Annotated in this window: 21 protein-coding genes; 10 read left to right on the top strand and 11 right to left on the bottom strand. The window is 63.6% G+C overall.

The features are described 5' to 3' along the window. Positions 1–140: 140 nt before the first annotated feature. Positions 141–440: a DUF4193 domain-containing protein gene (locus QRM57_RS01465; protein WP_211713967.1), complete on the top strand. Its 300-nt coding sequence runs from the start codon at positions 141–143 to the stop codon at positions 438–440. 110 nt (positions 441–550) lie between these two features. On the opposite strand, the gene QRM57_RS01460 is transcribed toward QRM57_RS01465, so the two are convergent. The 3 genes from QRM57_RS01460 to QRM57_RS01450 form a co-directional block, all read right to left on the bottom strand. Continuing rightward, the gene (locus QRM57_RS01460) at positions 551–934 is read right to left on the bottom strand and encodes a LapA family protein (RefSeq protein WP_284985282.1); all 384 of its coding nucleotides are present in this window, start codon (positions 932–934) and stop codon (positions 551–553) included. Positions 935–1,033: 99 nt separating this feature from the next. Then, positions 1,034–1,267, bottom strand: coding sequence for a hypothetical protein (locus tag QRM57_RS01455; protein ID WP_284985528.1), 234 nt, complete (start codon positions 1,265–1,267; stop codon positions 1,034–1,036). A 101-nt stretch (positions 1,268–1,368) separates the two neighbouring features. Continuing rightward, positions 1,369–1,593: a hypothetical protein gene (locus tag QRM57_RS01450; protein ID WP_235521238.1), complete on the bottom strand. Its 225-nt coding sequence runs from the start codon at positions 1,591–1,593 to the stop codon at positions 1,369–1,371. A 94-nt stretch (positions 1,594–1,687) separates the two neighbouring features. Here QRM57_RS01450 and QRM57_RS01445 point away from each other — a divergent pair, with 94 nt between their 5' ends. From QRM57_RS01445 to QRM57_RS01430, 4 genes are all read left to right on the top strand, one after another. After that, the gene (locus QRM57_RS01445; protein WP_257370516.1) at positions 1,688–2,149 is read left to right on the top strand and encodes a MarR family winged helix-turn-helix transcriptional regulator; all 462 of its coding nucleotides are present in this window, start codon (positions 1,688–1,690) and stop codon (positions 2,147–2,149) included. Between the two features lie 93 nt (positions 2,150–2,242). Then, positions 2,243–2,752 carry an SSI family serine proteinase inhibitor gene (locus QRM57_RS01440; RefSeq protein ID WP_257370517.1) on the top strand — a complete coding sequence of 170 codons (510 nt, stop codon included), beginning with the start codon at positions 2,243–2,245 and terminating at the stop codon, positions 2,750–2,752. Beyond that, a complete protein-coding gene (locus QRM57_RS01435; RefSeq protein ID WP_284985281.1) occupies positions 2,739–3,677 on the top strand; it encodes a 3-methyladenine DNA glycosylase in 939 nt (312 codons plus the stop codon). The genes QRM57_RS01440 and QRM57_RS01435 overlap by 14 nt, the downstream gene beginning before the upstream one ends. A 29-nt stretch (positions 3,678–3,706) precedes the next feature. Then, positions 3,707–4,111 carry a serine protease inhibitor gene (locus QRM57_RS01430; RefSeq protein ID WP_284985280.1) on the top strand — a complete coding sequence of 135 codons (405 nt, stop codon included), beginning with the start codon at positions 3,707–3,709 and terminating at the stop codon, positions 4,109–4,111. A gap of 99 nt (positions 4,112–4,210) precedes the next feature. Here QRM57_RS01430 and QRM57_RS01425 read toward each other — a convergent pair whose 3' ends face one another. Further along, positions 4,211–5,599, bottom strand: a complete 1,389-nt coding sequence (locus QRM57_RS01425) for an MFS transporter (protein ID WP_284985527.1) — start codon at positions 5,597–5,599, stop codon at positions 4,211–4,213. A gap of 231 nt (positions 5,600–5,830) precedes the next feature. Here QRM57_RS01425 and QRM57_RS01420 point away from each other — a divergent pair, with 231 nt between their 5' ends. Continuing rightward, entirely contained in the window at positions 5,831–6,703 is an 873-nt protein-coding gene (locus QRM57_RS01420) for a helix-turn-helix transcriptional regulator (RefSeq protein WP_284985279.1), read from the top strand. Positions 6,704–6,798: 95 nt separating this feature from the next. Here QRM57_RS01420 and QRM57_RS01415 read toward each other — a convergent pair whose 3' ends face one another. Then, complete coding sequence (locus QRM57_RS01415) at positions 6,799–9,975, bottom strand: S8 family serine peptidase (protein WP_502868609.1); 3,177 nt, start codon at positions 9,973–9,975, stop codon at positions 6,799–6,801. A gap of 257 nt (positions 9,976–10,232) precedes the next feature. Next, the gene (locus QRM57_RS01410; protein WP_284985525.1) at positions 10,233–13,124 is read right to left on the bottom strand and encodes an exo-alpha-sialidase; all 2,892 of its coding nucleotides are present in this window, start codon (positions 13,122–13,124) and stop codon (positions 10,233–10,235) included. A 201-nt stretch (positions 13,125–13,325) separates the two neighbouring features. On the opposite strand from QRM57_RS01410, the gene QRM57_RS01405 reads away from it, so the two are divergent. Then, positions 13,326–14,294, top strand: a complete 969-nt coding sequence (locus QRM57_RS01405) for an NAD(P)-dependent oxidoreductase (RefSeq protein WP_284985278.1) — start codon at positions 13,326–13,328, stop codon at positions 14,292–14,294. Positions 14,295–14,342: 48 nt separating this feature from the next. Here the strand turns inward: QRM57_RS01405 and QRM57_RS01400 are convergent, their stop codons facing one another. Further along, entirely contained in the window at positions 14,343–14,633 is a 291-nt protein-coding gene (locus tag QRM57_RS01400; RefSeq protein ID WP_211713976.1) for a DUF1540 domain-containing protein, read from the bottom strand. Between the two features lie 122 nt (positions 14,634–14,755). After that, the gene (locus tag QRM57_RS01395; protein ID WP_235521253.1) at positions 14,756–14,941 is read right to left on the bottom strand and encodes a hypothetical protein; all 186 of its coding nucleotides are present in this window, start codon (positions 14,939–14,941) and stop codon (positions 14,756–14,758) included. 375 nt (positions 14,942–15,316) lie between these two features. Here QRM57_RS01395 and purS point away from each other — a divergent pair, with 375 nt between their 5' ends. Genes purS through purL form a run of 3 tightly spaced genes read left to right on the top strand, consistent with a single transcriptional unit; the run spans position 15,317 to position 18,658 of the window. Further along, on the top strand, positions 15,317–15,568 hold the full coding sequence (purS, locus tag QRM57_RS01390) for a phosphoribosylformylglycinamidine synthase subunit PurS (RefSeq protein ID WP_011773385.1): 252 nt from the start codon (positions 15,317–15,319) through the stop codon (positions 15,566–15,568). Between the two features lies 1 nt (position 15,569). Beyond that, positions 15,570–16,352 carry a phosphoribosylformylglycinamidine synthase subunit PurQ gene (gene purQ / locus QRM57_RS01385; RefSeq protein ID WP_257370523.1) on the top strand — a complete coding sequence of 261 codons (783 nt, stop codon included), beginning with the start codon at positions 15,570–15,572 and terminating at the stop codon, positions 16,350–16,352. Beyond that, complete coding sequence (gene purL / locus QRM57_RS01380; RefSeq protein WP_257370524.1) at positions 16,349–18,658, top strand: phosphoribosylformylglycinamidine synthase subunit PurL; 2,310 nt, start codon at positions 16,349–16,351, stop codon at positions 18,656–18,658. Before purQ ends, purL begins: the two co-directional genes overlap by 4 nt. 85 nt (positions 18,659–18,743) lie before the next feature. Here purL and QRM57_RS01375 read toward each other — a convergent pair whose 3' ends face one another. The 3 genes from QRM57_RS01375 to QRM57_RS01365 are packed head-to-tail and all read right to left on the bottom strand — an operon-like array spanning position 18,744 to position 21,831. Beyond that, positions 18,744–20,162, bottom strand: a complete 1,419-nt coding sequence (locus tag QRM57_RS01375) for a putative bifunctional diguanylate cyclase/phosphodiesterase (protein ID WP_284985276.1) — start codon at positions 20,160–20,162, stop codon at positions 18,744–18,746. Continuing rightward, on the bottom strand, positions 20,159–20,656 hold the full coding sequence (locus tag QRM57_RS01370) for a hypothetical protein (RefSeq protein ID WP_284985275.1): 498 nt from the start codon (positions 20,654–20,656) through the stop codon (positions 20,159–20,161). Before QRM57_RS01370 ends, QRM57_RS01375 begins: the two co-directional genes overlap by 4 nt. Then, positions 20,653–21,831, bottom strand: a complete 1,179-nt coding sequence (locus QRM57_RS01365) for a GGDEF domain-containing protein (RefSeq protein ID WP_284985274.1) — start codon at positions 21,829–21,831, stop codon at positions 20,653–20,655. Before QRM57_RS01365 ends, QRM57_RS01370 begins: the two co-directional genes overlap by 4 nt. Between the last annotated feature and the right edge of the window lie 57 nt (positions 21,832–21,888).

The raw sequence follows: 21,888 nt of genomic DNA, 5'->3' as shown, positions 1-21,888 counted from the left end.
GCGCTGGATGACGGCTTTTTTGGGCCGTCATCCACGTGGTTTTCGCCACAAGCTGTAGAACTGGGGTATGGTATGGAATTTTCGTGGCATGCTGTACGTTGCATACCCGGTAACCCCCTAACACGAAGAGGCATTAAAAAGTGGCAGCCGATTACGACGAACTCCGTACCGATGTAAAAGAGAACCAGGAGCAGTCCCTCCAGGCTCTCCAATCCGCCAGCGCTCCCACGGCCAAAAGTGTCGTGCTTGAACTGGACGAAACCGATGGCCTCGACGCCAACGGCCCCGGGGGCGAAATCGTCGCCGAAGAGCTGGTAATCCAGGTCATCCCGCAGGCCAGCGATGAGTTCACGTGCAACTCTTGTTTCCTGGTCCGCCACCGTTCGCAGATTGCCCGCGAAAAGGATGGCGTCGCCTACTGCACTGACTGCGAAGGCTAAGACGACCCACCACCCCGGCGGATTGAACGTCGTCAGGGAGTGCCGCCGTCGGGATTAAAGTGCGGAAGGACCGGAGCAATTGCTCCGGTCCTTCCGCACTTAAGGCCACGCTACTGTGGCATTCCTGCCCCGCCGACGGTCTTCTGGCGCCGGTGGTTGGATACCCTGAGCTGGAGGATCCGGGCTCCGCCTGCGAGCGCCACAAGGACGCCTCCCCCGACGGCTGCGATGAACAATGTAGTGCCCAGCGCCAGGGTCCCTTCAAGTCCAAAGAACCGGACGGTGATCATGTCCTGGTTTTGGACAAAGAAGACGATCAACATCACAAGGACCACCAGTCCAACTGCCACCGCCACCCACAAGGCAGCCGTACGCGTCGGACGGCTCCGCCCTGACGCAGGAGGTTGAACCACCCGCTGCGCTGGCGGCGTGGTGACCTGCTCCCCCGGCTTGGGGCCGGCAGGAGTTCTTGCTGCATCATCCTGGAAACTCATGGTGGACCCCTACCCGTCGGCTGATGTCGTTCATAAGCATCATAAGCATGCTTATTGATAAGTGGACAAGGGCATGCCTGGAATGGGGCGAGCCAGCGCCTACTTCATTGAGTAGTCGGTGCTGGTTGGACCTGGATCGTTATTGCGGACAGCGTAGTGATGCCCCTCGGAATCGGTCTCGACGTCGAAGTTCTTCAGGTCTTCCTCCGAAGCCGTCTCGAAGTCATCATGCTTGTGCACAATAGGGCTGCCCGTGTCGCCGCGCGTCGCCGGACCAAAGACGTATTGCAGCCGCTCCGTGACGTGTTGGAAACCTTCCAATCTGCGTCCCATCATCTCCACCCCCTTTCCACAGGAGAGAGAAGCGCGGCAGGGCTGATGCGGTGCCGTTCAGTGAGCCAATTTTACGCCCGGATCACCCCATGCGAGAGGGCTTAGCGCAGGGACTTGTCGTCCGGGTTGCGGGGCACCACATAGGTGCTGCCATCGGGGCGGCGGAGGGTTTCCCACTGCTGGGTCTCGGCCTGGCGTTGGGCGAGCAGCTGCCGGTTGGCCTCGGTCATCTCGTGGTCAAGGGAACTGCTCTGCGCCGGTCCGAAAATGATCCGGAACTTCCCGGTGGCGCGCATGAACTTCCGGGTCAGGGATTCCTTTGCCACGCTTGATCGACTCCTCTTTAGACGGTTCAACACCTTCATAGTACGCTAATCATTAGTGCACTAACTAATTAGCAGGGTGTCGGGAAGGAAAGACATGACCAGCGTCAGCGAGACCACCGAGGAAACCGATGACCTCCTTCTGGAGCGTCAGCTGTGCTTCGCACTGACTGTGGCTTCCCGGAGCGTCGTCGGCGTCTATAAGCCTGTCCTGGAGAAGCTGGGACTCACCCATCCTCAGTACTTGGTGATGCTGGCCCTCTGGGAACGAAGCCCCCGGACACTCAAGGACATCAGCGACAGCCTCCTCCACGAGCCCGCCACCCTCTCGCCACTGCTGAAGAGGCTCGAAGACGCCGAGCTCATCACCCGCGAGCGCGTGGCGGGGAACGAACGTGCCTTGGCCATCAATCTGACGCCGAAGGGCGCCGCCCTGCGTGAACAGGCGACGGCGGTCCCGGGGCAGATCCGCGAGCGCCTGCAACTGAGCCGTGAAGAGGTGGCGGAGCTCCATCAGGCCATGATCGGGTTGATAGCCACTACCCAACGCAACCCCTAGCCAAGGACGGGCAGCGGTGCTCTGCTTGGGAGTGAACACCGGGGTAAAACACCACAAGTGCCACGTAAAATGGACGCAAACCCAGGAGATCCCATGCGCATGCGATTTATTCGCCCCCTACTGGCGGTACCGGCACTGACCGTGTTGACCGTTGCCGGCCTTGCGGCATGCTCGGGCACCCCCACGCCGGGTTCCTCGGGAAGCGCAACCCAGGCACCGTCGTCGTCCGCTCCTGCAAGCGGCGCTCCGACAAGCAGCGGCAACGGCAGCGCCGAACTGTCCATCACCCTCATGGAAACCCCGGAAGCCGCACCCAAGACCTTCACACTTGTTTGCGCCGATGGAAAGCCCGCAGCCGAAAGCAAGCACCCCTCCCCCGCTGAAGCCTGCGCCACGCTCAAGAACAACCCCGCCATCCTGAGCCCCGCCCCACCCCGGACCGACATGGCCTGCACCATGCAGTATGGCGGTCCGGCAACAGCCAAGGTGACCGGCTCCGTGGATGGCAAGGAAGTGACGGCCGCCTTCAGCCGCACGGACGGTTGCCAGATCGCCATGTGGGACGCCGCCAAGAGTATTCTCGGTTCAGATGGCGGCGTCTAGCCTGCGGCACCTCCCCCAGGAGCAATGGCTCGGGCTGGAGGCAGCCCATCATGCCCGGGTGGCGCGTTACGCCGACCCGTACCTGGCCCGGCGTTCGGCGGGCAAGAAGCACCCCGTGGAAGATTTCCTTTTCACGTATTACACCCAAAAACCCGGACAGTTGCAGCGCTGGCATCCCGGCCAGGCAGTGCTGCTCAGTGGCGATCGTGCCCTTGAACGCGCCAACTGGAAGTTCTACCGGCCAGCCCACGACGACGAACTCGCCGCAGCGGGCCTGCCCGCAGGAACCCCTGCGGTCACCTTTGACCGCAGCAGTTTCCTGGCCGACCGCGCAGAGGCAGTCCGGTTCGCGGGAATCATCCTTGCCGGAACCGCAAAGCGCCCGGCACAATTCGGATGTTTTGGGCTGCACGAGTGGGCCATGGTCTACAGGCAGGAGAAGTTCGAGCTGCGGCATGAATACCTGAAACTGAGGTTGGGTGGCCAGGGCACGGACACCGTGGTGGAAGAGAACCGGATCCGTTGCTCCCACTTCGATGCCTTCCGTTTCTACACTCCGGACGCCCTGCCCTTGAATGAGCTCACACCCACGCGCGAGAACCAGCGGAGCATGGAACAGCCGGGCTGCCTGCACGCCAACATGGACCTTTACAAGTGGGCTTACAAGCTGACGCCCGCGCTGCCGAGTGAGCTGGTGATGGACTGCTTCGAGTTGTCGTGGCGGATCCGGGCCATGGACATGCAGGCCTCACCGTACGATCTCGAAGAATGGGGCTACCCACCCATCAGGATTGAGACACCGCAGGGCAAGGCCGAGTACGTTGAATACCAGCGGGCTTTCGCGGCCGAATCCCAGGAGCTGCGGACCCGCGTGCTCCAGGCAGTAGGACCGCTCTTGGACGAGCTGAGCGGGCTCGCTGCCTGAGCACCCGACGCCACAAGCGAAAGGTCACCATGGTTTCCGATAACACCGTTGACACAGCCAAGAGCGAGTACGACGTCGAGCTGACAGTGACGTTGACAGAGGCACCGGGCGCTGAGGAAAGGACGTTCCACCTCCGGTCCGCGGGCGGCGTCCTCTCACCCGATCCGACGTCAATGGATTCGAACCTCCCGGACGCGCCTGCGGCGCTTGCCGCCGTCGAGCAGTTCGGGGAGGAAATCTTCTTCCCCGAACCACGCCCGGACAGGATCTGCACCCAGCAATACGGTGGCCCGCAGGTTGCCGTTGTTAAAGGCTGGTTCCGCGGACGGAAAGTCCATAGCCACTTCAGCAGGACCGACGGCTGCGAGATCGCGCGCTGGAAAGCGGTGGCGGCGCTGCTGGGCAACACAGGAGGCTCAAGCGGCGCGGTATAGCTTGGGCAGCCCAACGGGCCCAGCCAGTCCTTTGAGGAAATCGCCGGACTGGCTGGGACCTGGCAGCGGCGTTTGCCGCCTCAGCTAGGGTGTGCTGCCTTAGCTAACGGCGGGCGCCGGCTTGCGGAGGAACAACCCCACCACCAGCGCTGTGAGCAGGCACAGTGCCGCATTCACCCAGATGGCCGTGGTGACGCCGCTGAGCACGGCCGGGGCATCGTTGTTCCCGATGGCGAGGATCTGTGCGGTGAAGATCGCGCTCATGATCGGGATACCCATGGTGATGCCGACCTGCTGGCTCATGGTCGCCAACCCGGTGGCAAGGCCTTGCTCGGCGTCAGGCAGGCCGGACGTTGCGGTGACCATGAATCCGACGATAACCACGAGGTTTGCCACGCCCCCAATAAACGTGGCAACCAGCAGCAGTGCGATGGACGCCGGGTCGGCGCTGAGCAGGACCAGGGAACCAGTGGCGATTGCCTGGACGATGAATCCGTAGACGATTGCCTTCTTGTTGCCGATTTTTCCGATGACCTTGGGGCCAAGGACACCACCCAATACGGTTCCGAGACCCAGGACAGCGAAGGCCAAGCCGGCACCGAGCGGGGTGTAGCCGAGGACCTGCTGCAGGTACAGCGTCAACAGGAACACCAAGGACGTTTCGGTGACGAAGGCAAGGATGCCCGCAATGTTTCCCCACGCGACCGTGGAGCGCTTGAGGATTTCCAGTGGTACCAAGGGTGAGGCGGCTTTCCGCTCGACGGCCACGAAAGCAACGAACAAGACCACAGCGGCTGCGAGGCTGCCCAACGTCAGCGGATCAGCCCAGGAGTGTTCTGCGGCGTTCGTCAGACCGAACACCAGGGCCAGAAGGCCGAGTGTCACCGTGATGGCACCCGGTACGTCCAGCCGCAACTTGGTGGTGGGCTTGCTCTCGGCGAGGACAATGGGGGCAATGATGAGCACCGCGATGGCCACCGGAACGTTGATGAAGAACGCCCAGCGCCAGCTGAGCAGGTCGGTCAGCAGGCCGCCGAGGATTGCACCCGTGGTGAACCCGGCAGCCATCAGGGAACCGTTCAGGCCCAGGGCTTTGTCGCGCAAAGGGCCTTCAGGGAAGGACGCCAGCAGCAAGGACAGGGCGGCTGGAACGACGATGGCCGTCGCGATGCCCTGGCCGACGCGGGCGATGAGCAACAGTGCGGGGTCTGCAGCCAGGCCGCCGGCGAGCGAGGCTGCACCCAGCAGGGCCATGCCGATGATGAACATCCGGCGGCGGCCCGCGATGTCCGCGACGCGCCCGAACAAGAGGGTCAACCCGGCGGCGCACAGTGCGAACGCCGTCGCGATCCACTGGAGGTTCTCCAGGCTGAATCCGACGTCGGCACCGATGGCCGGGAGCGCGACGTTGAGGATCGAGAAGTCGACGGCGAGGGTAAAGCTTGCGGCGAGCAGGACGATGAGTGCCAGCCTTTGGCGGCCATTCATCCGTCCCGAAGAGGCAGGCGCCTCGGTTTCCATCAAGGGTGGAACGCCGGGTCCTGTGGTGACATCCGGTTGCGTGGTCATGGGAGTGTTCCTTTTTTGGAGGGGTCGCCGTCCGCGGACGGCATCTTCACAACTCCACATTCACGGAATGCCCGGGGATCAACCACACCCCCTTCTGCCTACCCCTGGCAGTGACAGGACATTGCTGCGCAAGACCGGCAGAATGGGCCCATGAGTAATCCAAGTGAACTTGGGGAGTTCCTTCGCGTCCGAAGAGCTGCCTTACAGCCAGAGGACGTTGGCCTTCTGAATTACGGCATCCGCCGTGTACCCGGCCTCCGCAGGGAAGAGCTGGCCATGCTGGCCGGCGTCAGCAATACGTATTACACACGCTTGGAGCAAGGCCTCAGCAACAACGCCTCCGAAGCGGTCATCGATGCAATCGCCCGGGCTCTTAACCTGAACACCGACGAGCGTGCGCACCTTTTCAATCTCGCCCGGCCAGGGACCACCAAAAGGCGCACCCTGACCAAGCCAGAGAAGGTAAGGCCCGGCATGTTGCGCCTCATCCAGTCGATGTCCAACACACCCGCCGTCGTCCTGGGGCGCCGCAGCGAAGTGCTCGCGTGGAACCGGATCGGTCACAGGCTTGTGGCTGGCCACTTGGATTTCGCCGCGCCGGAGACGCCGTCAACGAGGCCCAACATGACGCGGCTCTTGTTCCTGGACCGCCACACCCGGGAGCTTTACAGCCGATGGGTCGAAGAGGCTACACGTGCAGTGTCCTCGCTGCGACTGGTCGCTGGCCGCGCGGCTGATGACGCGGAACTCGCATCGTTGGTTGGCGAGTTGACCATGAACAGCGACGAGTTCGCCAAACTGTGGGCACGCCACCCCGTTGAGAACTGCATGTCCGGACTGAAGTACATGCATCACCCCGAGGTCGGCGACATTGAGCTCAACTTCGAAGTCCTGACCCCTCCCGACGAATCGGGACACCGGATCCTGATGTATACCGCTGACCCCGGCACGCCTGCGGCCGAGGCCCTGCAATTATTGGCGTCCAGCGATGTCAACGTGGTGGAACCAGCATGGACCTCGTGAACTACCAACGAGTTGCGACAGCTGGAGCTTAGGACCTCAGCACAGTGGCCGGTGGGAAATCCCACCGGCCACTGTGCTTATTGGATCAAGCCGGACTAGCTTGCGTTGTTGCTCTGTGTCGGCTCGTCTCCACGGATCTTGCCGTGGTTCTTCTTGTCTTTCTTGTCCTTCTTCGGGTCCTCATCGTCAGGAACCACCACGGTTCCGCCCGGGTTGACCAGGACGGTGACGAAGCTTGGTTCGCTGGTTCCGGCGAAGGTCAGGCGGCCAATGTAGGAGCCCGGCTCCAGGTTCTTCCAGTTCAGCGAAATCTGGCCCGTCTTGCCGTTGGCGAGACGGATCGGGTTAGGTGTCACGGTGGCGTTGCCCTGGTTCGCTCCCAGCACGGCGGCATCAACGGTGGCCTTGGTGGCCTGGTTGTTGGGGCTCGCGTAAAGGTTGGCGAAGACGTAGTAGTCGCCCGGTGCGGGGTTGGGAACGGACAGTGACTCACTGGCGGAGGCTGTCGCTGCCGGCAGCTGCTGGCCCGACGGTGTCAGCACCAGCATGTCGAAGTCCGCGGCGTCGTTGGATGAGATGACCGAGAACTTGGCCAGGGCGCTGCCCTCACCAACGGTCACCTTCTTCACGAAGTTGGATGCGTTGGTCTCACCGGCGAACGGGCCGGGAACCAGTTCCACTGCCGAGGAATCGGCCTTGGACAGTCCATCAATGGTCACTCCCACCGGAAGGTTGGTGCCGGAGGTGATGTTGATGGCTCCCGAGCCGTTGGGACCCGTTCCCGTGAACGCCAGCGCCTTGTCCGCAATGACGGACTGGGGGCGGACGGCGATCGGCGAGGTGACGGTCTTGTTGGCACCCGTCCAGCTCAGCGAACCCATGGCGAACTTGCCGAGGTCCGCGTTGTTGTTCTCGAACTGGACCTTGAAGGTCTTCTTCTCGCCCGGTGCGCCGAAGTTCAGCACTGACGGAGTGACCTTGACGTTGACGCCCGGAACGTTGACCGATGCCCGGTAGAGTCCCGGCGTCAGGGCGGTTACGGTGCGGGTGACCTCGATCTTGCCTGCGAGGTTGCCCAGCGCGAACGACGGAACGTTCATGTCGCGCGCTGCGGTGGTGCCGAGCCCTTCCATGCCCAGGTCCATGCCGGTGCCTTGGATGAACTTCAGGTAATCCTCGGTGGTTGCGTCGTAGACGAGGCCGGGGCTGAGGACCTTCGCGGGATCAACCTGGCCGGCACCGGTGGCGAAGACGTCCTTGTTGACGGCGCCGTTGGCCAGCTTGACCGGTCCAGCGGTGGTCATCATGGCGGACTTGACCGCGGCCGGGGACCACTTCGGGTTCTTGCCCAGGATCAGTGCGCCGAAGCCGGCAACGTGCGGGGAGGCCATGGACGTTCCGGACATGAAGCCGAAGTTGTCCCCGCCGGTTCCGATCGGCGAAACGCCTGCAAGCACGGCGACGCCGGGAGCGGAGACGTCAGGCTTCAGCAGGTCCGAGTCGGTGGCGAGCAGCGGACCGCGGGAAGAGAAGCCGGCGATCTGCGGCTGGGCTTCGGCAGGCAAACCCGTGGTATCGCGGTTGACCAGGGACACGGTGATGGCCGGGTCGGCGGTGACCTTGTCCTTGATGGCCTGCGTTGCGGGCGGGTTCACGTGGACAGTGGGGACCGCGTGCTTGTCGGTGTCCAGCGAGGAATCGGTCAGGTTCACCAGGATCATGCCGACGCCACCGCCGCGCAGTACTTCTGCACTCTTGGCGGTCCGGTCAACCACGCCGCGGTCACAGACAACAACTTTGCCGGCAACCTTGGCCGGGTCCAGCGACCCGGGAGCACACAGCGCTGCATTGCCCTGACCGCTTGCGGCGTTGGTGGAAAGCACGACGCCGGCACCCGTCACCTCACGGTTCATGATGCTCGCTCCGCGGAATTTGCTGCCGTCGGAGAATTGGATCGTGCCCTGCAGCTCCTGGGAGAAGGAGGTGGCAGCTACCGTGGTCAGCCAAGGTGCGCCGTGGTTCACGGTGCTGGCGGTGGGACCGGAGTTACCGGCCGAAGCGGCGACGAAAATGCCTGCCGAAGCGGCGGACAGGAACGCCAGCGAGACAGGGTCCGTGGTGCTGGTGGTGGACCCTGAGATGGAGTAGTTGAGTACGTCCACGCCGTCCAGGATGGCTTGCTCGATCGCATCAACGGATGCGGAGCCGTAGCAGCCGCCGGTGGCGGGGTCGGTGTCTTCCCAGCAGACCTTGTAGATGGAGAGCTTGGCAGCGGGCGCGATGCCGCTGGTGGTTCCGAAGCTGCGTCCATCCACCACTGCGTCAACGTTGCCGTTACCTGCAGCTGTGCTTGCCGTGTGGGTGCCGTGGCTGGCAACGTCCACTGCGGAGATGACTTCTTCCGGGGCCCGGTTTTCCGGTGCCACGGTGTCAAGGAAGGCGTCTGCGAAGTAGTGGGTGCTGAGGACCTTGGAGTTGCAGGCGCTGCCATCGTAGTCAGCGCCCGTGCCCGTTCCGGGCTGGCATTCACCGACGAATGTGTCACCGTCGGCCTTGAGCATGGCGATCTTGCCGTCTGCGGTGCGGTAGGGAACGCCCACCTGGGGGTTGCCTACCAGCGGGCCTACCGGCTCGCCTGCGAAGAAGGGGTTGGACGGGGTGTAGCCGGTGTCGATTACGCCAACGACAGTTCCCTTACCGGCGTTTTCCTGCCCGCCGTACTGGGTGGCCCAGGTTCCGTTGGGGCCACTGAGCTTGAGGAAGTCGCTGGTTGAGTAGTCAGGTGCGTACTGCGTGTCTGGTGCAACCATGAGGACTTTGGGGTCCTTGGCAAGGTTGATGGCCTGGTCGGCGGTGAGGTTCGCGCTGAAACCGTTGACGGCAGTAGTGAACTCCCGCTTGATGTTCACGTTTTCCTGCTTGGCGACTTCCTGCTGCTTCTGCTGGAGGTGGGATTGGTATTCCTTTACCTCTGCGCTGTCGGCGTCGAGCTTTTTGCCTTCCTCCGGTTTGGTGGGCGCAAGACCCGCCGTGCCGCCGTCGTAAGTGGCCGCAGGCTTTTCGGCGAGGACCACCATGTAACGGCCGTCCTTATAGGCGCTGGGGTCAAGGTTCTTCTTGGCCACGCCTGCAACATTCACGGGCGTCTCCGGGGCGGGAGCGGCCTGGGCCGGCATCGCCACCGACGAGAGCAGCAACGGCAGTCCGACGGCGAGCGCCGCGGCCTTCCGGAGGCTCCCGCTTCTGGCGAAGCTCTTTCCTTGTGGTTTCACGTGTGATTGCACCTTTCACTGAGGAGGCCCGGGCTCCATCGCCGGGGCCTGTCACCTATGAGTTGGTTGAACCTTTGACAGTTCTTGTCAAACACGCGCAACCAGTCGAGTCACAGAGTACCTAGTGATAGGCGAATATGACATACAGCACATTTCGGGAAATTTGTCTTGTCACGCAAGAGTTAATCCGTCACACAACAAACACAACGGACTGCAGGAATCTCCTGCAGTCCGTTGCCTGAGCCTGTCGGGGAACGTCAGCCCTTGGGTGTGACCTGCAGCCGGTCAAAAGAAACCTGGACGCCGTGCTTGTCCAGGACCACCACGTCGTCCCGCCCGTTCTGCACATCCGAGGGCAGGATGAACTCAACAGTGTTGTCCGTCGTGGGGAAGATCCAACCAACCCGGTAGCTCTTCTTGTTGAGGTAGACGTAATACCAGTCCCCATATTCGAGGCCCTTCAGCACAACCTTCTGGCCAGTGCGGTACTTGTCCGCCGTGCCCAAATCGGTCGGCGGCGCACCCAGCTCTTGGACCTTGAGTTCGGGAGTGCTCTCAGGCTTTGCCGGCTGAACCTTCAGCTCGAGGGGATCACCCGATGCCGACGTTGCCGCTTCCAGGGCTCCGTTGCGGGCCGTCGCCTCAAAAGAGATCGCGCCCAGGCTGCCGGCAGCGAGGTCCGCCGCCGTCAGCACATGCTCACGGGTGGCGGTCACGGACTCACCGGCAGCAAGGGCGGCTGCAGAGATACCGGCGTCGGGCGCTTCCAAGCCGGTCACCGCTACATTGCCGGCGTTGCCCACGGTGAACGTGTACATGACAGGATCACCGGCACTGGCGAACCGGTCACCGTCGGCGTCTTCCCATGTTGCCGAGACGGTCGCCTCAAGCTTCGGTTCACGAACCTTGAGATCCACTTCGCCGCCGTCCACCACCATGGTCTTGGTGCTTTGGCCCGCCGAACTGACTTCCCATGTGGTCTTCGGGGTGAAGAATCCCTGTTCGGCTTCTTCAGCGGTCACAGTGTGGCGCGGAGTGGTGCATTGGTAGCCCTGATCGGCCGGCAGGACGCTGTAGCGGCAGTTGCCCGGCCCTTCCGGGAGGAACGGGCTGAAGTTGCCTGCGGTGGGAACCACTTTCTCCACCAGCGGACTCGTGTTCTTTACCGTGAAGGTATAGGGGACAAGATCGCCGGCCGCGTACGGCTGGGTGGCAAGATCACGCCCGACGTCGGCACGCGCCCCGCTGATGTCTGCCGTCAGCAAGCCGTCGCGCAAGGCTACTGCAGCGCCTGTGAACGGCACTATTTTGGTGAGCGACGGCGTCGTGCTGGCCGTGATGCTGAAGCTCGCTTCCGGCACGAAGTAGCCGCGCTGGACGTCGGCTGCCGTGATGACATGCTTGGCGGTGGTGCAGTTGTAGCTGGCGCCTGCGGCCAGGTTGTTGTACCGGCAGTTGGGGGCCGACGGCGGCAGGAAGCCGGAGTCGAATGTCCCGGAAAGGGGTACCGAGTTGGCCGTGACGTTGGCAGTGCTCTTGATGTTGAAGGAGTAGTTGAGCGCTTCCCCCACTTGGTACGGGCTGGCGACGACATCGCGGCTGGGTGCCGTTCCGGTGATTGTCAAGCCCACCTGCGGGGCCACGGGGACGGTTGCGGTGAAGGTGAACTGCGAAACCCGGCCATCCGTCGTCGTGAATGCCGCGTTGAGGTTCTGCGGTCCGCTGGCATTCGCCGGTGCGGTGAGCGGCACGTTGACGGTCACCGAGGAACCTGGGGCGACATCCGGAACCGGCAACGTGGCAGCTGACCAGCCACTGGGAGTGTAAATGGTGGCATTGGCACCGGACAGCGTGGAGGCTTCCTGATTGGTGACGGTCACTGGAACTTGCTGGGTGGTCCCCGAAGCGGTGGTGACGGCAGGAACTGACAACGGAGCGCAGGCATAGTTCAACCACGCGTCGTCGAACTTAGCGAACGGCATGTTGTCCGTGTAGTTGCCTTCGTAGAGGACTCCGAACGTGCCCGCGGCCATCCGGGTGACAGTGGAGTAAGCCGAGAATCCGGAACGGATGGTGCGGACGCCCGGCCAGGTGGCGCCGTCGTCGCAGGAGACGCGCGCGGAGACATTTTCGCGGCCGGTCTTGGAGTTGGCGTTGGTGAAGATCAGCTTTTTGGCGTCGGCAGAGCCCTGGGCGGCGTCCGGGAACATCCGCGATATGGAGCCGTTGTTGGCCGGGTCCGGGAGTTCAGTGTCCTGCGTGACGGGACCGTACGTTGCCCCGCCGTCCGTGGAGATGGCCACCTTGCGGTACCCCTGGTTGGCGTTATCGCGGGAGTTCAGGAGTACGCGGCCGTCGGAGAGTTCAACGGTTTTGTTTTCGTCCATCCGGTCGCCGGTGTTGGCGCCTTTCTTCCACGTAGCCCCGTGGTCATCGGAGTAGACCGAGTAGGCCTGGATTTTGTTGGTTCCGTCAGCCTGGCGGACGTCTCCGGCATATTGCTGGATCAAGCGGCCTTTGTACTGGCCATATTTGAGCTGGATGCCTTCGCCGGAGGATGCGAAGTTGGACCGCACATCGCCTGCCGCGGGGCTGGTCTTGCTGGCTCCGGGCTTGGTGACACTGGTGATGAGCCGCGGCTGGCTCCAGTTGAGGCCGCCGTCGGAGGATTCGATGACGGCGGATGAAATGACGTTCCGGTCGTTGTCATCGTTTCCGAACTGGCTTCCACCGAAACCTTGGTCTTTGGAGTACACGAAGAATGCGAAGACTTTGCCGGCCTCGGCGTCGTAGACATACGAGGGGTCGCTGTATCCGTATTTGGGACCGCTGGAGTCGGCAACATGTCCGGCGGCAATGGTCGTGACGGGCCCCCACGTTTGCCCGCCATCGGTGCTGCGGCGCTGCACTATCGAGTTCGGATTCGGAGCATCCGTGGCCGATCCGGGGCGACCATCCCACGCGGCAAGGACCACGTTGTTGCCCAGGTACGTCAGGGCGGGGATCCGGTAGAAGAAGTTGGCGGCCGTGCGGTCCGCGCCGAGGTTGGCCTCGGCGAAGGTGCCTGGGGCGGCTGTGGGGTTCGCCGGTGGGATGGGTGCGGCGGTGGCGGGTAGGGCCAACCCGGCCAGAAGGCCCAGGCTCAGCATGCCGGTAACTGCGATATGGGCGGGCGATGGTGATCTCAAATCGAGGTCCTTTCGAGTGGATGCTACGTGCTACGTCGAACGTCCTACCACCATAGGGTGTTCTGGGTCACATAGCCAGCATTAAGGTGGATTCGGTGCCCCGGGGAGGCCAGGCGGTAGCCTCGAGAAAGAACCACCCACCCCCACGACCTTGGAGTTGCCGTGAAGATCCTTGCCCCGGACACCATCGAACTGGACCTCACCGAGCTCACCGAGGCCGGGGACGAGATAGCCACCTACGCCGTGGACCAGCCCATTCCCGGCGATCACCGCGATGCCGAGGTCCTCATTGCGTGGCGCAACACCGCGGAAAACCTGGCGGACGCAGCCCACGGAATGCCAAACCTCAAGCTGGTCCAGACACTGGCCGCCGGGCCCGATTCCGTTCTGGCGGCCGAATTCGCCCAGCACGTGGCCATCACCTCCGGCCGCTCGCTGCACGACGGTCCCGTCGCCGAGCACGCGCTGGCGCTGGTTCTTGCAGCGGTCCGGCGCCTGGACGTCCTGCAGGAAGCCCAACGGAACACCACCTGGAACACGGAGTTCAACGCCGCGCAGTCCGATCCCGCGACCGAACAGCTTTACACGCTCGACGGCGCCAGCGTCACCATCTGGGGCTTCGGATCGATCGCCGGACGGCTCGCTCCCCTGCTGGCCGCCCTGGGTGCGAAGGTCACAGGCGTGGCCAACTCCAAAGGTGAGCGCTACGGCTTCCCGGTGGTCTCAACAGAGGAACTCCCCCACGTCCTGGGCACCACCGACGTGCTGATCTCCATCCTTCCCGCCACCCCCGACACCACCGATGCCCTGAACGACGACATCCTCCGGCACCTTCCCGCCAGGGCCGTTTTCGTCAATGTGGGCCGCGGCGCCACCGTCGACGAAGACGCACTGCTGGCCGCCCTGCAGGAGGGACGGCTCCGTGTGGCAGCCTTGGACGTCACCAAGCAGGAGCCACTCCCGGCGTGGTCGGAGCTGTGGGCTGCGCCGAACCTGATCATCACCCCGCACGTGGCTGGCAACCGCCCCAAGGGCTCATCCCAATTGGTCGTTGGCAATGTCACTGCACTCAAGGATGGCAAACCTTTGACGAACCAGGTTGCCGGCCAGGGGCACGAAGCGGCAACGTAAAAACGGGCCTGACCTCCGCTGAGGTCAGGCCCGCTTTCGCGGTAACGGTCAGGCGTGCTCGTAGGTCAGGCAGTCAGCCGCTTCACGGCCGGGCCCTACTCTTACGTCGTGTGCCTCGCACATGAGGTTGTTGTTGTGGACGCACTCGGACCGCTGGCACGCACCCACATGGGCAAGGACCTTGGGAAGGCCGCCCATCGCATTGGTGTCGATGAACGTGGCGCAGGAGGCGTGATCCTGGGTGCCACCAATGGTGATTCCAAATGCGGTGCAGCCGTCGTGGTTGAAGCCACAGCTGCCCACGCTACAGGCGGATACTTCGGCAATGTGTTCGGTCATTGTTCCTCCTGGCTGGATCCTGAATGGTACGGGGGCGAACCCCGCGTGTACCTCCAAGCTACGCCGGAATCACATGGTTGAACCCGAATCATTAGCGCATTTGTGCGTGCGCTATTAGCCGGCTAATTGCGGGGTGTCCGCAGTGCTTCGCTGATCTTTGCCCGCGTTTCCTGGTCCAGCGGTGCCGTGAGGTGCCGCTCCCGCGCAGCCCTGTCGGACAGGATCTTTTGGATGACCATCCGGCCAAGCCCGGCAAAAACGGCCGCAGCCACAACGCCCAGCACCATCGATTTCGGTTTCTCAGCCATGCGGCAATCCTAGTGACGCAAGCCACCCGCGGCCAGCGCCGCCGTCGAACCCTGGCAGCGGCGGCCGCCGGGGCTTGGCAGCGGCGACCGTCGGGGCTTGGCGGTGCCGCCGTCGGGCCCTCAAACGGGGCATTTTCCGCCGTGACGGCGGGGGGTCCTCGCGGAAACGGGCTGAATAGGGTATGTGCGCCGCTCCCGGTAGAATAGGTGTGCAAGCTCGCGGAGCGCCCCCCATGCCGTTCAAACATTGCAGTTCACAACCGTGTTTAACCCTGTGTTCTAGACGCTGTTTGAATGCGGCTGAACGGCGTGAGACGGCACCTCCGCGGCAGCCTTATTTAAGGTTCACCCAACTCACCGCACAGGAGTTACCGGATGCCCCGGATCGTCGTTGACGTCATGCCCAAGCCCGAGATTCTGGACCCCCAGGGGAAGGCCATTGTGGGTGCCCTGCCCCGCCTCGGCTTCAACAGCTTCAGCGCAGTCCGCCAAGGCAAGCGCTTCGAACTGACGGTCGACGGCGAGGTGACCGACGCTATCCTGGCCCAGGCCCGCGAAGCTGCCGAGACCCTCCTGTCCAACCCGGTGATCGAGGATGTCGTCAACGTCGAGGTCGTCGAGGCCTGATATGACGTCGATCCCCCTGATTGGCGAGGCTGTAGCCGTCGCCGCCGAGCCCAGGCTCGCAGGCGCCAAGGTTGGCGTCGTCACCTTCCCCGGCACCCTGGACGACCGCGACGCCGCTCGCGCAGTACGGCTCGCCGGCGCCACGGCGGTTCCGCTCTGGCACGCCGACTCCGAACTGGGCGACGTTGACGCTGTCATCATCCCCGGCGGATTCTCCTACGGCGACTACCTCCGTGCAGGCGCCATCTCGCGTTTCGCGCCGCTGATGACCAAGATCATCGATGCTGCCAACTCCGAGGCGAAACTTCCGGTTTTGGGTATCTGCAACGGTTTCCAGATCCTCACCGAGTCGCACCTGCTGCCCGGTTCGATGATCAAGAACGACCACCTGAAGTTCATCTGCCGCGACCAGACGCTGCGCGTGGAAAACGCCAACACTGCCTGGACTGTGGATTACACCGATGGCCAGGAAATCATCGTGCCTTTGAAGAACCAGGACGGCCAGTACATCGCGGACGAGAAGACCCTGGACGCCCTTGAGGCCGAAGGCCGCGTGGTGTTCCGCTACGTTGGCTTCAACCCGAACGGCTCCCGCCGCGACATCGCCGGCATCTCCAACGCCGCCGGCAACGTGGTGGGCCTCATGCCGCACCCCGAGCACGCTGTTGAGGCCGGTTTCGGACCCGAGGCTGGTTTGTCCGGCTCCGCCGGCGCTCCCCGCGACACCGACGGCCTCGGATTCTTCACCTCCGTACTGACCAAGATTGTGGGAGGCGACAAGTGACCACGGAAACCACCAAGAAGTTCAACATCGACACCGTTGAGCACGCTGCCAAGACCCCGGACACGGAACTTCCGTGGTCCGAACTGGGCTTGAAGCAGAACGAATTCGACGAGATCGTGAAGGTCCTTGGCCGTCGCCCCACCGGCGCCGAGCTGGCCATGTACTCCGTCATGTGGAGCGAGCACTGCTCCTACAAATCCTCCAAGAACCACCTTCGCCAGTTCGGCGAAAAGGTCACCGAGGAAATGAAGAAGGACATGCTGGTGGGCATCGGCGAAAACGCCGGCGTCACCAACCTTGGGGACGGCTGGGCCGTGACCTTCAAGATCGAGTCCCACAACTCGCCGTCGTTCGTTGAGCCTTACCAGGGTGCCGCAACCGGCATCGGCGGTATTGTCCGCGACATCATCTCCATGGGCGCCCGCCCGGTCGCCGTGATGGACCCGCTTCGTTTCGGCGCGATCGACCACCCGGACACCGCGCGCGTCATGCACGGTGCCGTTGCCGGCATCGGCGGCTACGGCAACTGCCTGGGCCTGCCGAACATCGGCGGCGAAATGGTGTTCGACTCCGTCTACCAGGGCAACCCGCTGGTGAACGCACTGGCCGTGGGCGTCATGCGCCACGAGGACATCCGCCTGGCCAACGCCTCCGGCAAGGGCAACAAGGTTGTCCTGTTCGGTGCCCGCACGGGTGGCGACGGCATCGGCGGCGCGTCGGTGCTCGCCTCGGAGTCCTTCGACGATACCAAGCCGTCCAAGCGTCCCGCCGTCCAGGTGGGCGACCCCTTCGCTGAGAAGGTCCTGATCGAGTGCTGCCTGGAGCTCTTCAAGGGCTCACTGGTTGAAGGTATCCAGGACCTGGGCGCCGCAGGCATTTCCTGCGCCACGTCCGAGCTCGCTTCCAATGGCGACGGCGGCATGGAAGTTGAACTGACCTCCGTCCTGCTCCGCGATCCCACGCTGACCCCGGGCGAGATCCTCATGTCCGAGTCGCAGGAACGCATGATGGCCGTGGTCACCCCGGAAAACATCGAAGCGTTCGAAGCTGTGATGGACAAGTGGGCCGTGGAGTACTCCTGGTTGGGTGAGGTCACCGACACCGGTCGCCTCATCATCACCTGGGAAGGCGAAGTAATCGTCGACGTCGATCCCCGCACCGTTGCGCACGACGGCCCGGTCTACGACCGTCCGTTCGCCCGCCCGGAGTGGCAGGACTCGGTCCAGGCCAACACCTTCACCGGCTCCGTCGAGGACGCCGGCCGCCCGTCGGCTCCGTCCGAGCTGGCTGCAGCCGTCACCGAGCTCATCGCATCGCCGAACATGTGCAGCAAGTCCTGGATCACCAAGCAGTACGACCGCTACGTCGGCGGCAACACTGCCATGGCGTTCCCGGACGATGCCGGCGTGGTCCGCGTTGACGAGGAAACCGGCCTGGGCGTTGCCCTGGCCACCGACGCCAACGGCCGCTACACCTACCTCGAGCCGTACCAGGGTGCACAGCTGGCACTGGCCGAGGCCTACCGCAACGTTGCTACCTCCGGCGCCGTTCCGATGGCCGTCAGCGACTGCCTGAACTTCGGTTCCCCCGAGGACCCGGACGTCATGTGGCAGCTCGCAGAAGCCATCCGTGGCCTTTCCGACGCCTGCATGGAGCTCGGCATCCCCGTCACCGGTGGCAACGTCTCGCTCTACAACCAGACGGGCACCACGCCCATCCACCCCTCCCCTGTGGTGGCAGTCCTGGGCAAGCTCGACGACGTCGCCCGCCGCACGCCGTCGGGCTGGCGCGAGGACGGCCAGGCCATCTACCTGCTGGGCACCACCGCAGCAGAGCTGGATGGTTCGGAATGGTCCAACCTGCGCGGGCACCTCGGTGGCCTGCCGCCGAAGGTCGATCTTGCTGCCGAGCGTGAATTGGGCCAGATCCTGATCAACGCTTCCCGCGATGGCATGGTTGACGCTGCCCACGACCTCTCCGAGGGAGGCCTCGCGGCTGCCTTGGTTGAGTCCTCGCTGCGCTACGGTGTTGGCGCCCGCATTGCCCTTGAGGAACTGATGGAGCGTGACGGCGTGGACCTGTTCACGGCCCTCTTCTCCGAATCCCAGGCCCGCGCCATCGTTTCGGTGCCGCGTTCGGAGGAAGTCCGCTTCAAGGACATGTGCACGGCACGCGGCTTCGCCCACATCCGGATCGGCGTCGTTGACGCTGCCGGTGGAAAGCTGGAGATCAACGGGGTGGACGAGCTCTCCCTGGACGCCCTCAGCGAAGCACACGAAGGTACGCTGCCGAAGTACTTCGGCTAAGACCTCTCCGCTTAAAGCAACGCGGGGTCACTTACGGCCCATAAATCCCCTCGGGATGGGCCGTAAGTGACCCCGCGTTGCTGCTTTAAGCCGGCCAGGCATCCTGTCGGGCCAGCTGGGCCGTGAACTCGGCTTCCGGCAACGGCTTGCCGAAGTAGTAGCCCTGGCCGCTGGTGCAGCCAATGCTTAGAAGGGCTTCAGCCTGCTCGGCCGTCTCAATACCCTCCCAGATACCGTCGAGGCCGCAGGAGCGGATCACCTGCTGGATGGCAGCAAGGAAGCCGAGCTGCGTGGAGTCCTTGCCCAGTTCCTTCACGAACTGACGGTCCACTTTCACACGGTCCACGGGAAGTTTCCGGAGGTAGCCCATGGACGAATAGCCTGCGCCGAAATCGTCGATTTCCAGTCCCACTCCCAGCCTCTGCAAGCTGGCCAAAGTGTAACGGTCCAGTTCGTTGTTGTGGATGATGGCGCTCTCCGTTAGCTCAAGCACCAAAGACTCCGGAGCCAGGGACTCCTCCGCCAGGGCCTCGCTGACGTCGTCCACGAACTCAAGGCTTTGAAGGTCTGCGGCGGAGACGTTGATCCGCATGGAAAAGTCATGGCCCGCGGTGGCCGGATCCTGCCGCCACTCGCGCAGTTGCCGCACAGCCGTCCGGAGGACCCAGCGGCCCAGCTCAGCAATGAGGCCCGTGGCTTCGGCTACCGGAATGAACTGGTCCGGCATGATGAGGCCATGCTCGGGGTGGTTCCAGCGGACCAATGCCTCGGTTCCCTCGATCCGTCCCGTGGCAAGCTCCACAATCGGCTGATAATACAGGACCAGTTGCTCCGAACGAATGGCGTCGCGGAGTTCCCCCACGATCTGGCGTTGAAGCTGCCGGGCGTGCAGCGTTCCCGGGTCGAACACCTTGAGCTTGTTCCGGCCCTCGTTTTTCGATTCCTCCATGGCCAGGTCGGCTTCCTGGAGGAGGTCCTCGGCGCTGTGGTGTGCTTCGGCGATCCGCAGGCCCATGCTCGCCCCGCACCGGACGGAGTTGTTTCCCAGGTCGATGTTTGGTTCCAGGGCGGCAAGGATGCGGTTCCCGACGGCGGTGGCCCGGCTTTGCGGGGTGGCAGGCAACAGCACGGCGAACTCGTCGCCGCCCAGGCGGGTGACGACGTCGTTATCGCGGACGGCCGACTTGATGCGCATGGCCACCGTCACCAGGATCTGGTCCGCGGCGGCATGGCCGGCGGAGTTCTTCAGTGCCTTGAACCCGTCCAGGTTCAGGAGGAGCAGCGCTGGCGGTGCGGCACCTTGGGCCGTGGCAGCCTGTGCATCGTTGTAGGCGTTGATCAACGCCAGGCGATTGCCCACCCCGGTCAGGGCGTCGGTCAGGGTGTCCCGACGCTGTTCGTAGCGAGCCTGGTGCAGTTCCTCCATCAGGGCCTGGATGTGCCGTTCCAGCCTGCCGATCCTGGGGTCCAGGCCTGCTGGAGAGCCGGACGAAATGCTGGTCACGACTCTTCCAGGCGGCGCAACGTGGTGTCGGCAACTGCCTGTGGTTTGGAAACGGGATTCCTGCGCTCGTCCAGGAACAGGCGGTAGGAGGCGATGTCCAGCCGGCCGTCCGGTTCTGCCTTGTACCCTGCCCGGTAAACGTGGGTGATCCAGGACCCGCCCAGGATGGCTTCGATCCAGGCGTCGCATTCGGCCAGCGGCAGGTGGACCCGGCTGCCTGTGTTGCGGCGGTGCCCTGCGATGGACACTGTGATGCAACTGCCCTTGAGACCTTTGTCCGCCGTGAACCGGGCGAGGCCTTCGACGTCGGCCACTATGGTCAGGTTGGCGTTTCCGTCCTCGACCGACTGAACGGGACTCATCCGCACTGACCGGCGGCCGGCATTCAGGGACGGAATTGTCGCCTCTTGGTACGGTGCGCTGGTGATGTCCTGCCTGAAAGCCGACAACTCGTGGTTGTGCTGGATCTGGATCCTGGTGGTGAGTTCATTCATGATCGTGCCTCATCCGCGATAACGGCCGCCTGCAGGCGGTCTGCTCCGACAATCCGGTTTCTTCCTTGTGCTTTGGCGCTGTACAGGGCCGCGTCCGCTACCTCGATCATGAAATTGAGGTCCGCGGCAGCGTTGGGGCTGGACGTGACGCCATAACTGATCGTGGGAAACGTGACACCTTCGGGAACGGCCGTGGCGGCCATGCGTCGACTGATCTCGCCGGCGATGTTCTCGGCCCGTTCCTGGGTGGCCCCCGGGAGGAAGAGGATGAATTCCTCGCCACCGTAACGGGCTATGAGGTCGGTGGACCTGGCAGAGGCAGTGCAGGCAGCTGCGAAGGCTTTAAGGGCGACGTCCCCCGTGCCGTGTCCATGCTCATCGTTGACGGCTTTGAAGTGGTCCAGGTCCGCCAGGATAATCGCGACGTTGGACTCGGTGGCACGCAAGCGTTTGAGTTCGCCAGTGGCCAGGTCCAGGAAGGTTCCACGGTTCAGCAGGCCCGTCAGGTGGTCCCGGGTGGCCCGTTCCTTAAGCCCCTTGATGAGCTGGTCGCTGGTCAGTGCCGTCATGCTGAAGGACACGGTGACCAGCAGGACCATGGAGACCAGCCCGGATGGTGCGGGCCCAAAGTATGTGCGGAAAGTAGCGCTGGTGGGACCTTCCATGGCGTAGACGGCCCAGCGGCCCAAGTAGTACAGGGCCAGCAGGCCCGCGGCCAGCGAAAGTGCCTTATGCGCCTGGGAGTGGGAAGACTTGATGAGCCAGAGGTCCCGGGCCGCCAGTGCGATGCCCGCTGTCATCATGGCCAGATATACGAAGCCCCCGGACCACACGTTGGTTCCAGGTTCCTCCAGCAGGGAGGCAACGGCCGTGATGCCGGGGCCCGCTGCCAGCTGCCACGGCGCTGTTTTGAGGTCCCGCAACGACCTCGCTCCGGCCCAGACGCTGAATGCGCCGGCTACCACCAGGACGTTCCCCGCCGGGTTGGCCCACTGCTGATGGGTGGTGCCGTTGAGGAGGAACGCCGCGTTGCCCACCATGAATTCCAGCAGGGCAATGCTCCACCAGCCTGCGTAGGGTGAGCGGGTTCGGTAGAAAGATGCGCAGAAAAGCGCGAAGAGCGTCAGTGTGACCACGCCCAAGGCAACCCGTACAGAGAATGCATCGAGAACCATCGCCCAACCCCCTCAGCTGGTAATGCTTCGGCCTTTGAGCCCAGTGTGATGTGGCTC

It is taken from the genome of Arthrobacter sp. fls2-241-R2A-172, from assembly GCF_030208885.1.
Lineage (GTDB): Bacteria > Actinomycetota > Actinomycetes > Actinomycetales > Micrococcaceae > Arthrobacter.
This window is presented reverse-complemented; position numbering and strand designations above follow the sequence as displayed.

Excerpts from the sequence above, each read along its gene's own strand:
- QRM57_RS01460 (WP_284985282.1), bottom strand. The coding sequence starts at position 934 with ATGAGTTTCCAGGATGATGCAGCAAGAACTCCTGCCGGCCCCAAGCCG.
- QRM57_RS01455 (WP_284985528.1), bottom strand. The coding sequence starts at position 1,267 with ATGGGACGCAGATTGGAAGGTTTCCAACACGTCACGGAGCGGCTGCAA.
- QRM57_RS01445 (WP_257370516.1), top strand. The coding sequence starts at position 1,688 with ATGACCAGCGTCAGCGAGACCACCGAGGAAACCGATGACCTCCTTCTG.
- QRM57_RS01440 (WP_257370517.1), top strand. The coding sequence starts at position 2,243 with ATGCGCATGCGATTTATTCGCCCCCTACTGGCGGTACCGGCACTGACC.
- QRM57_RS01435 (WP_284985281.1), top strand. The coding sequence starts at position 2,739 with ATGGCGGCGTCTAGCCTGCGGCACCTCCCCCAGGAGCAATGGCTCGGG.
- QRM57_RS01430 (WP_284985280.1), top strand. The coding sequence starts at position 3,707 with ATGGTTTCCGATAACACCGTTGACACAGCCAAGAGCGAGTACGACGTC.
- QRM57_RS01425 (WP_284985527.1), bottom strand. The coding sequence starts at position 5,599 with ATGAATGGCCGCCAAAGGCTGGCACTCATCGTCCTGCTCGCCGCAAGC.
- QRM57_RS01420 (WP_284985279.1), top strand. The coding sequence starts at position 5,831 with ATGAGTAATCCAAGTGAACTTGGGGAGTTCCTTCGCGTCCGAAGAGCT.
- QRM57_RS01410 (WP_284985525.1), bottom strand. The coding sequence starts at position 13,124 with ATGCTGAGCCTGGGCCTTCTGGCCGGGTTGGCCCTACCCGCCACCGCC.
- QRM57_RS01400 (WP_211713976.1), bottom strand. The coding sequence starts at position 14,633 with ATGACCGAACACATTGCCGAAGTATCCGCCTGTAGCGTGGGCAGCTGT.
- QRM57_RS01395 (WP_235521253.1), bottom strand. The coding sequence starts at position 14,941 with ATGGCTGAGAAACCGAAATCGATGGTGCTGGGCGTTGTGGCTGCGGCC.
- purS (WP_011773385.1), top strand. The coding sequence starts at position 15,317 with ATGCCCCGGATCGTCGTTGACGTCATGCCCAAGCCCGAGATTCTGGAC.
- purQ (WP_257370523.1), top strand. The coding sequence starts at position 15,570 with ATGACGTCGATCCCCCTGATTGGCGAGGCTGTAGCCGTCGCCGCCGAG.
- QRM57_RS01370 (WP_284985275.1), bottom strand. The coding sequence starts at position 20,656 with ATGAATGAACTCACCACCAGGATCCAGATCCAGCACAACCACGAGTTG.
- QRM57_RS01365 (WP_284985274.1), bottom strand. The coding sequence starts at position 21,831 with ATGGTTCTCGATGCATTCTCTGTACGGGTTGCCTTGGGCGTGGTCACA.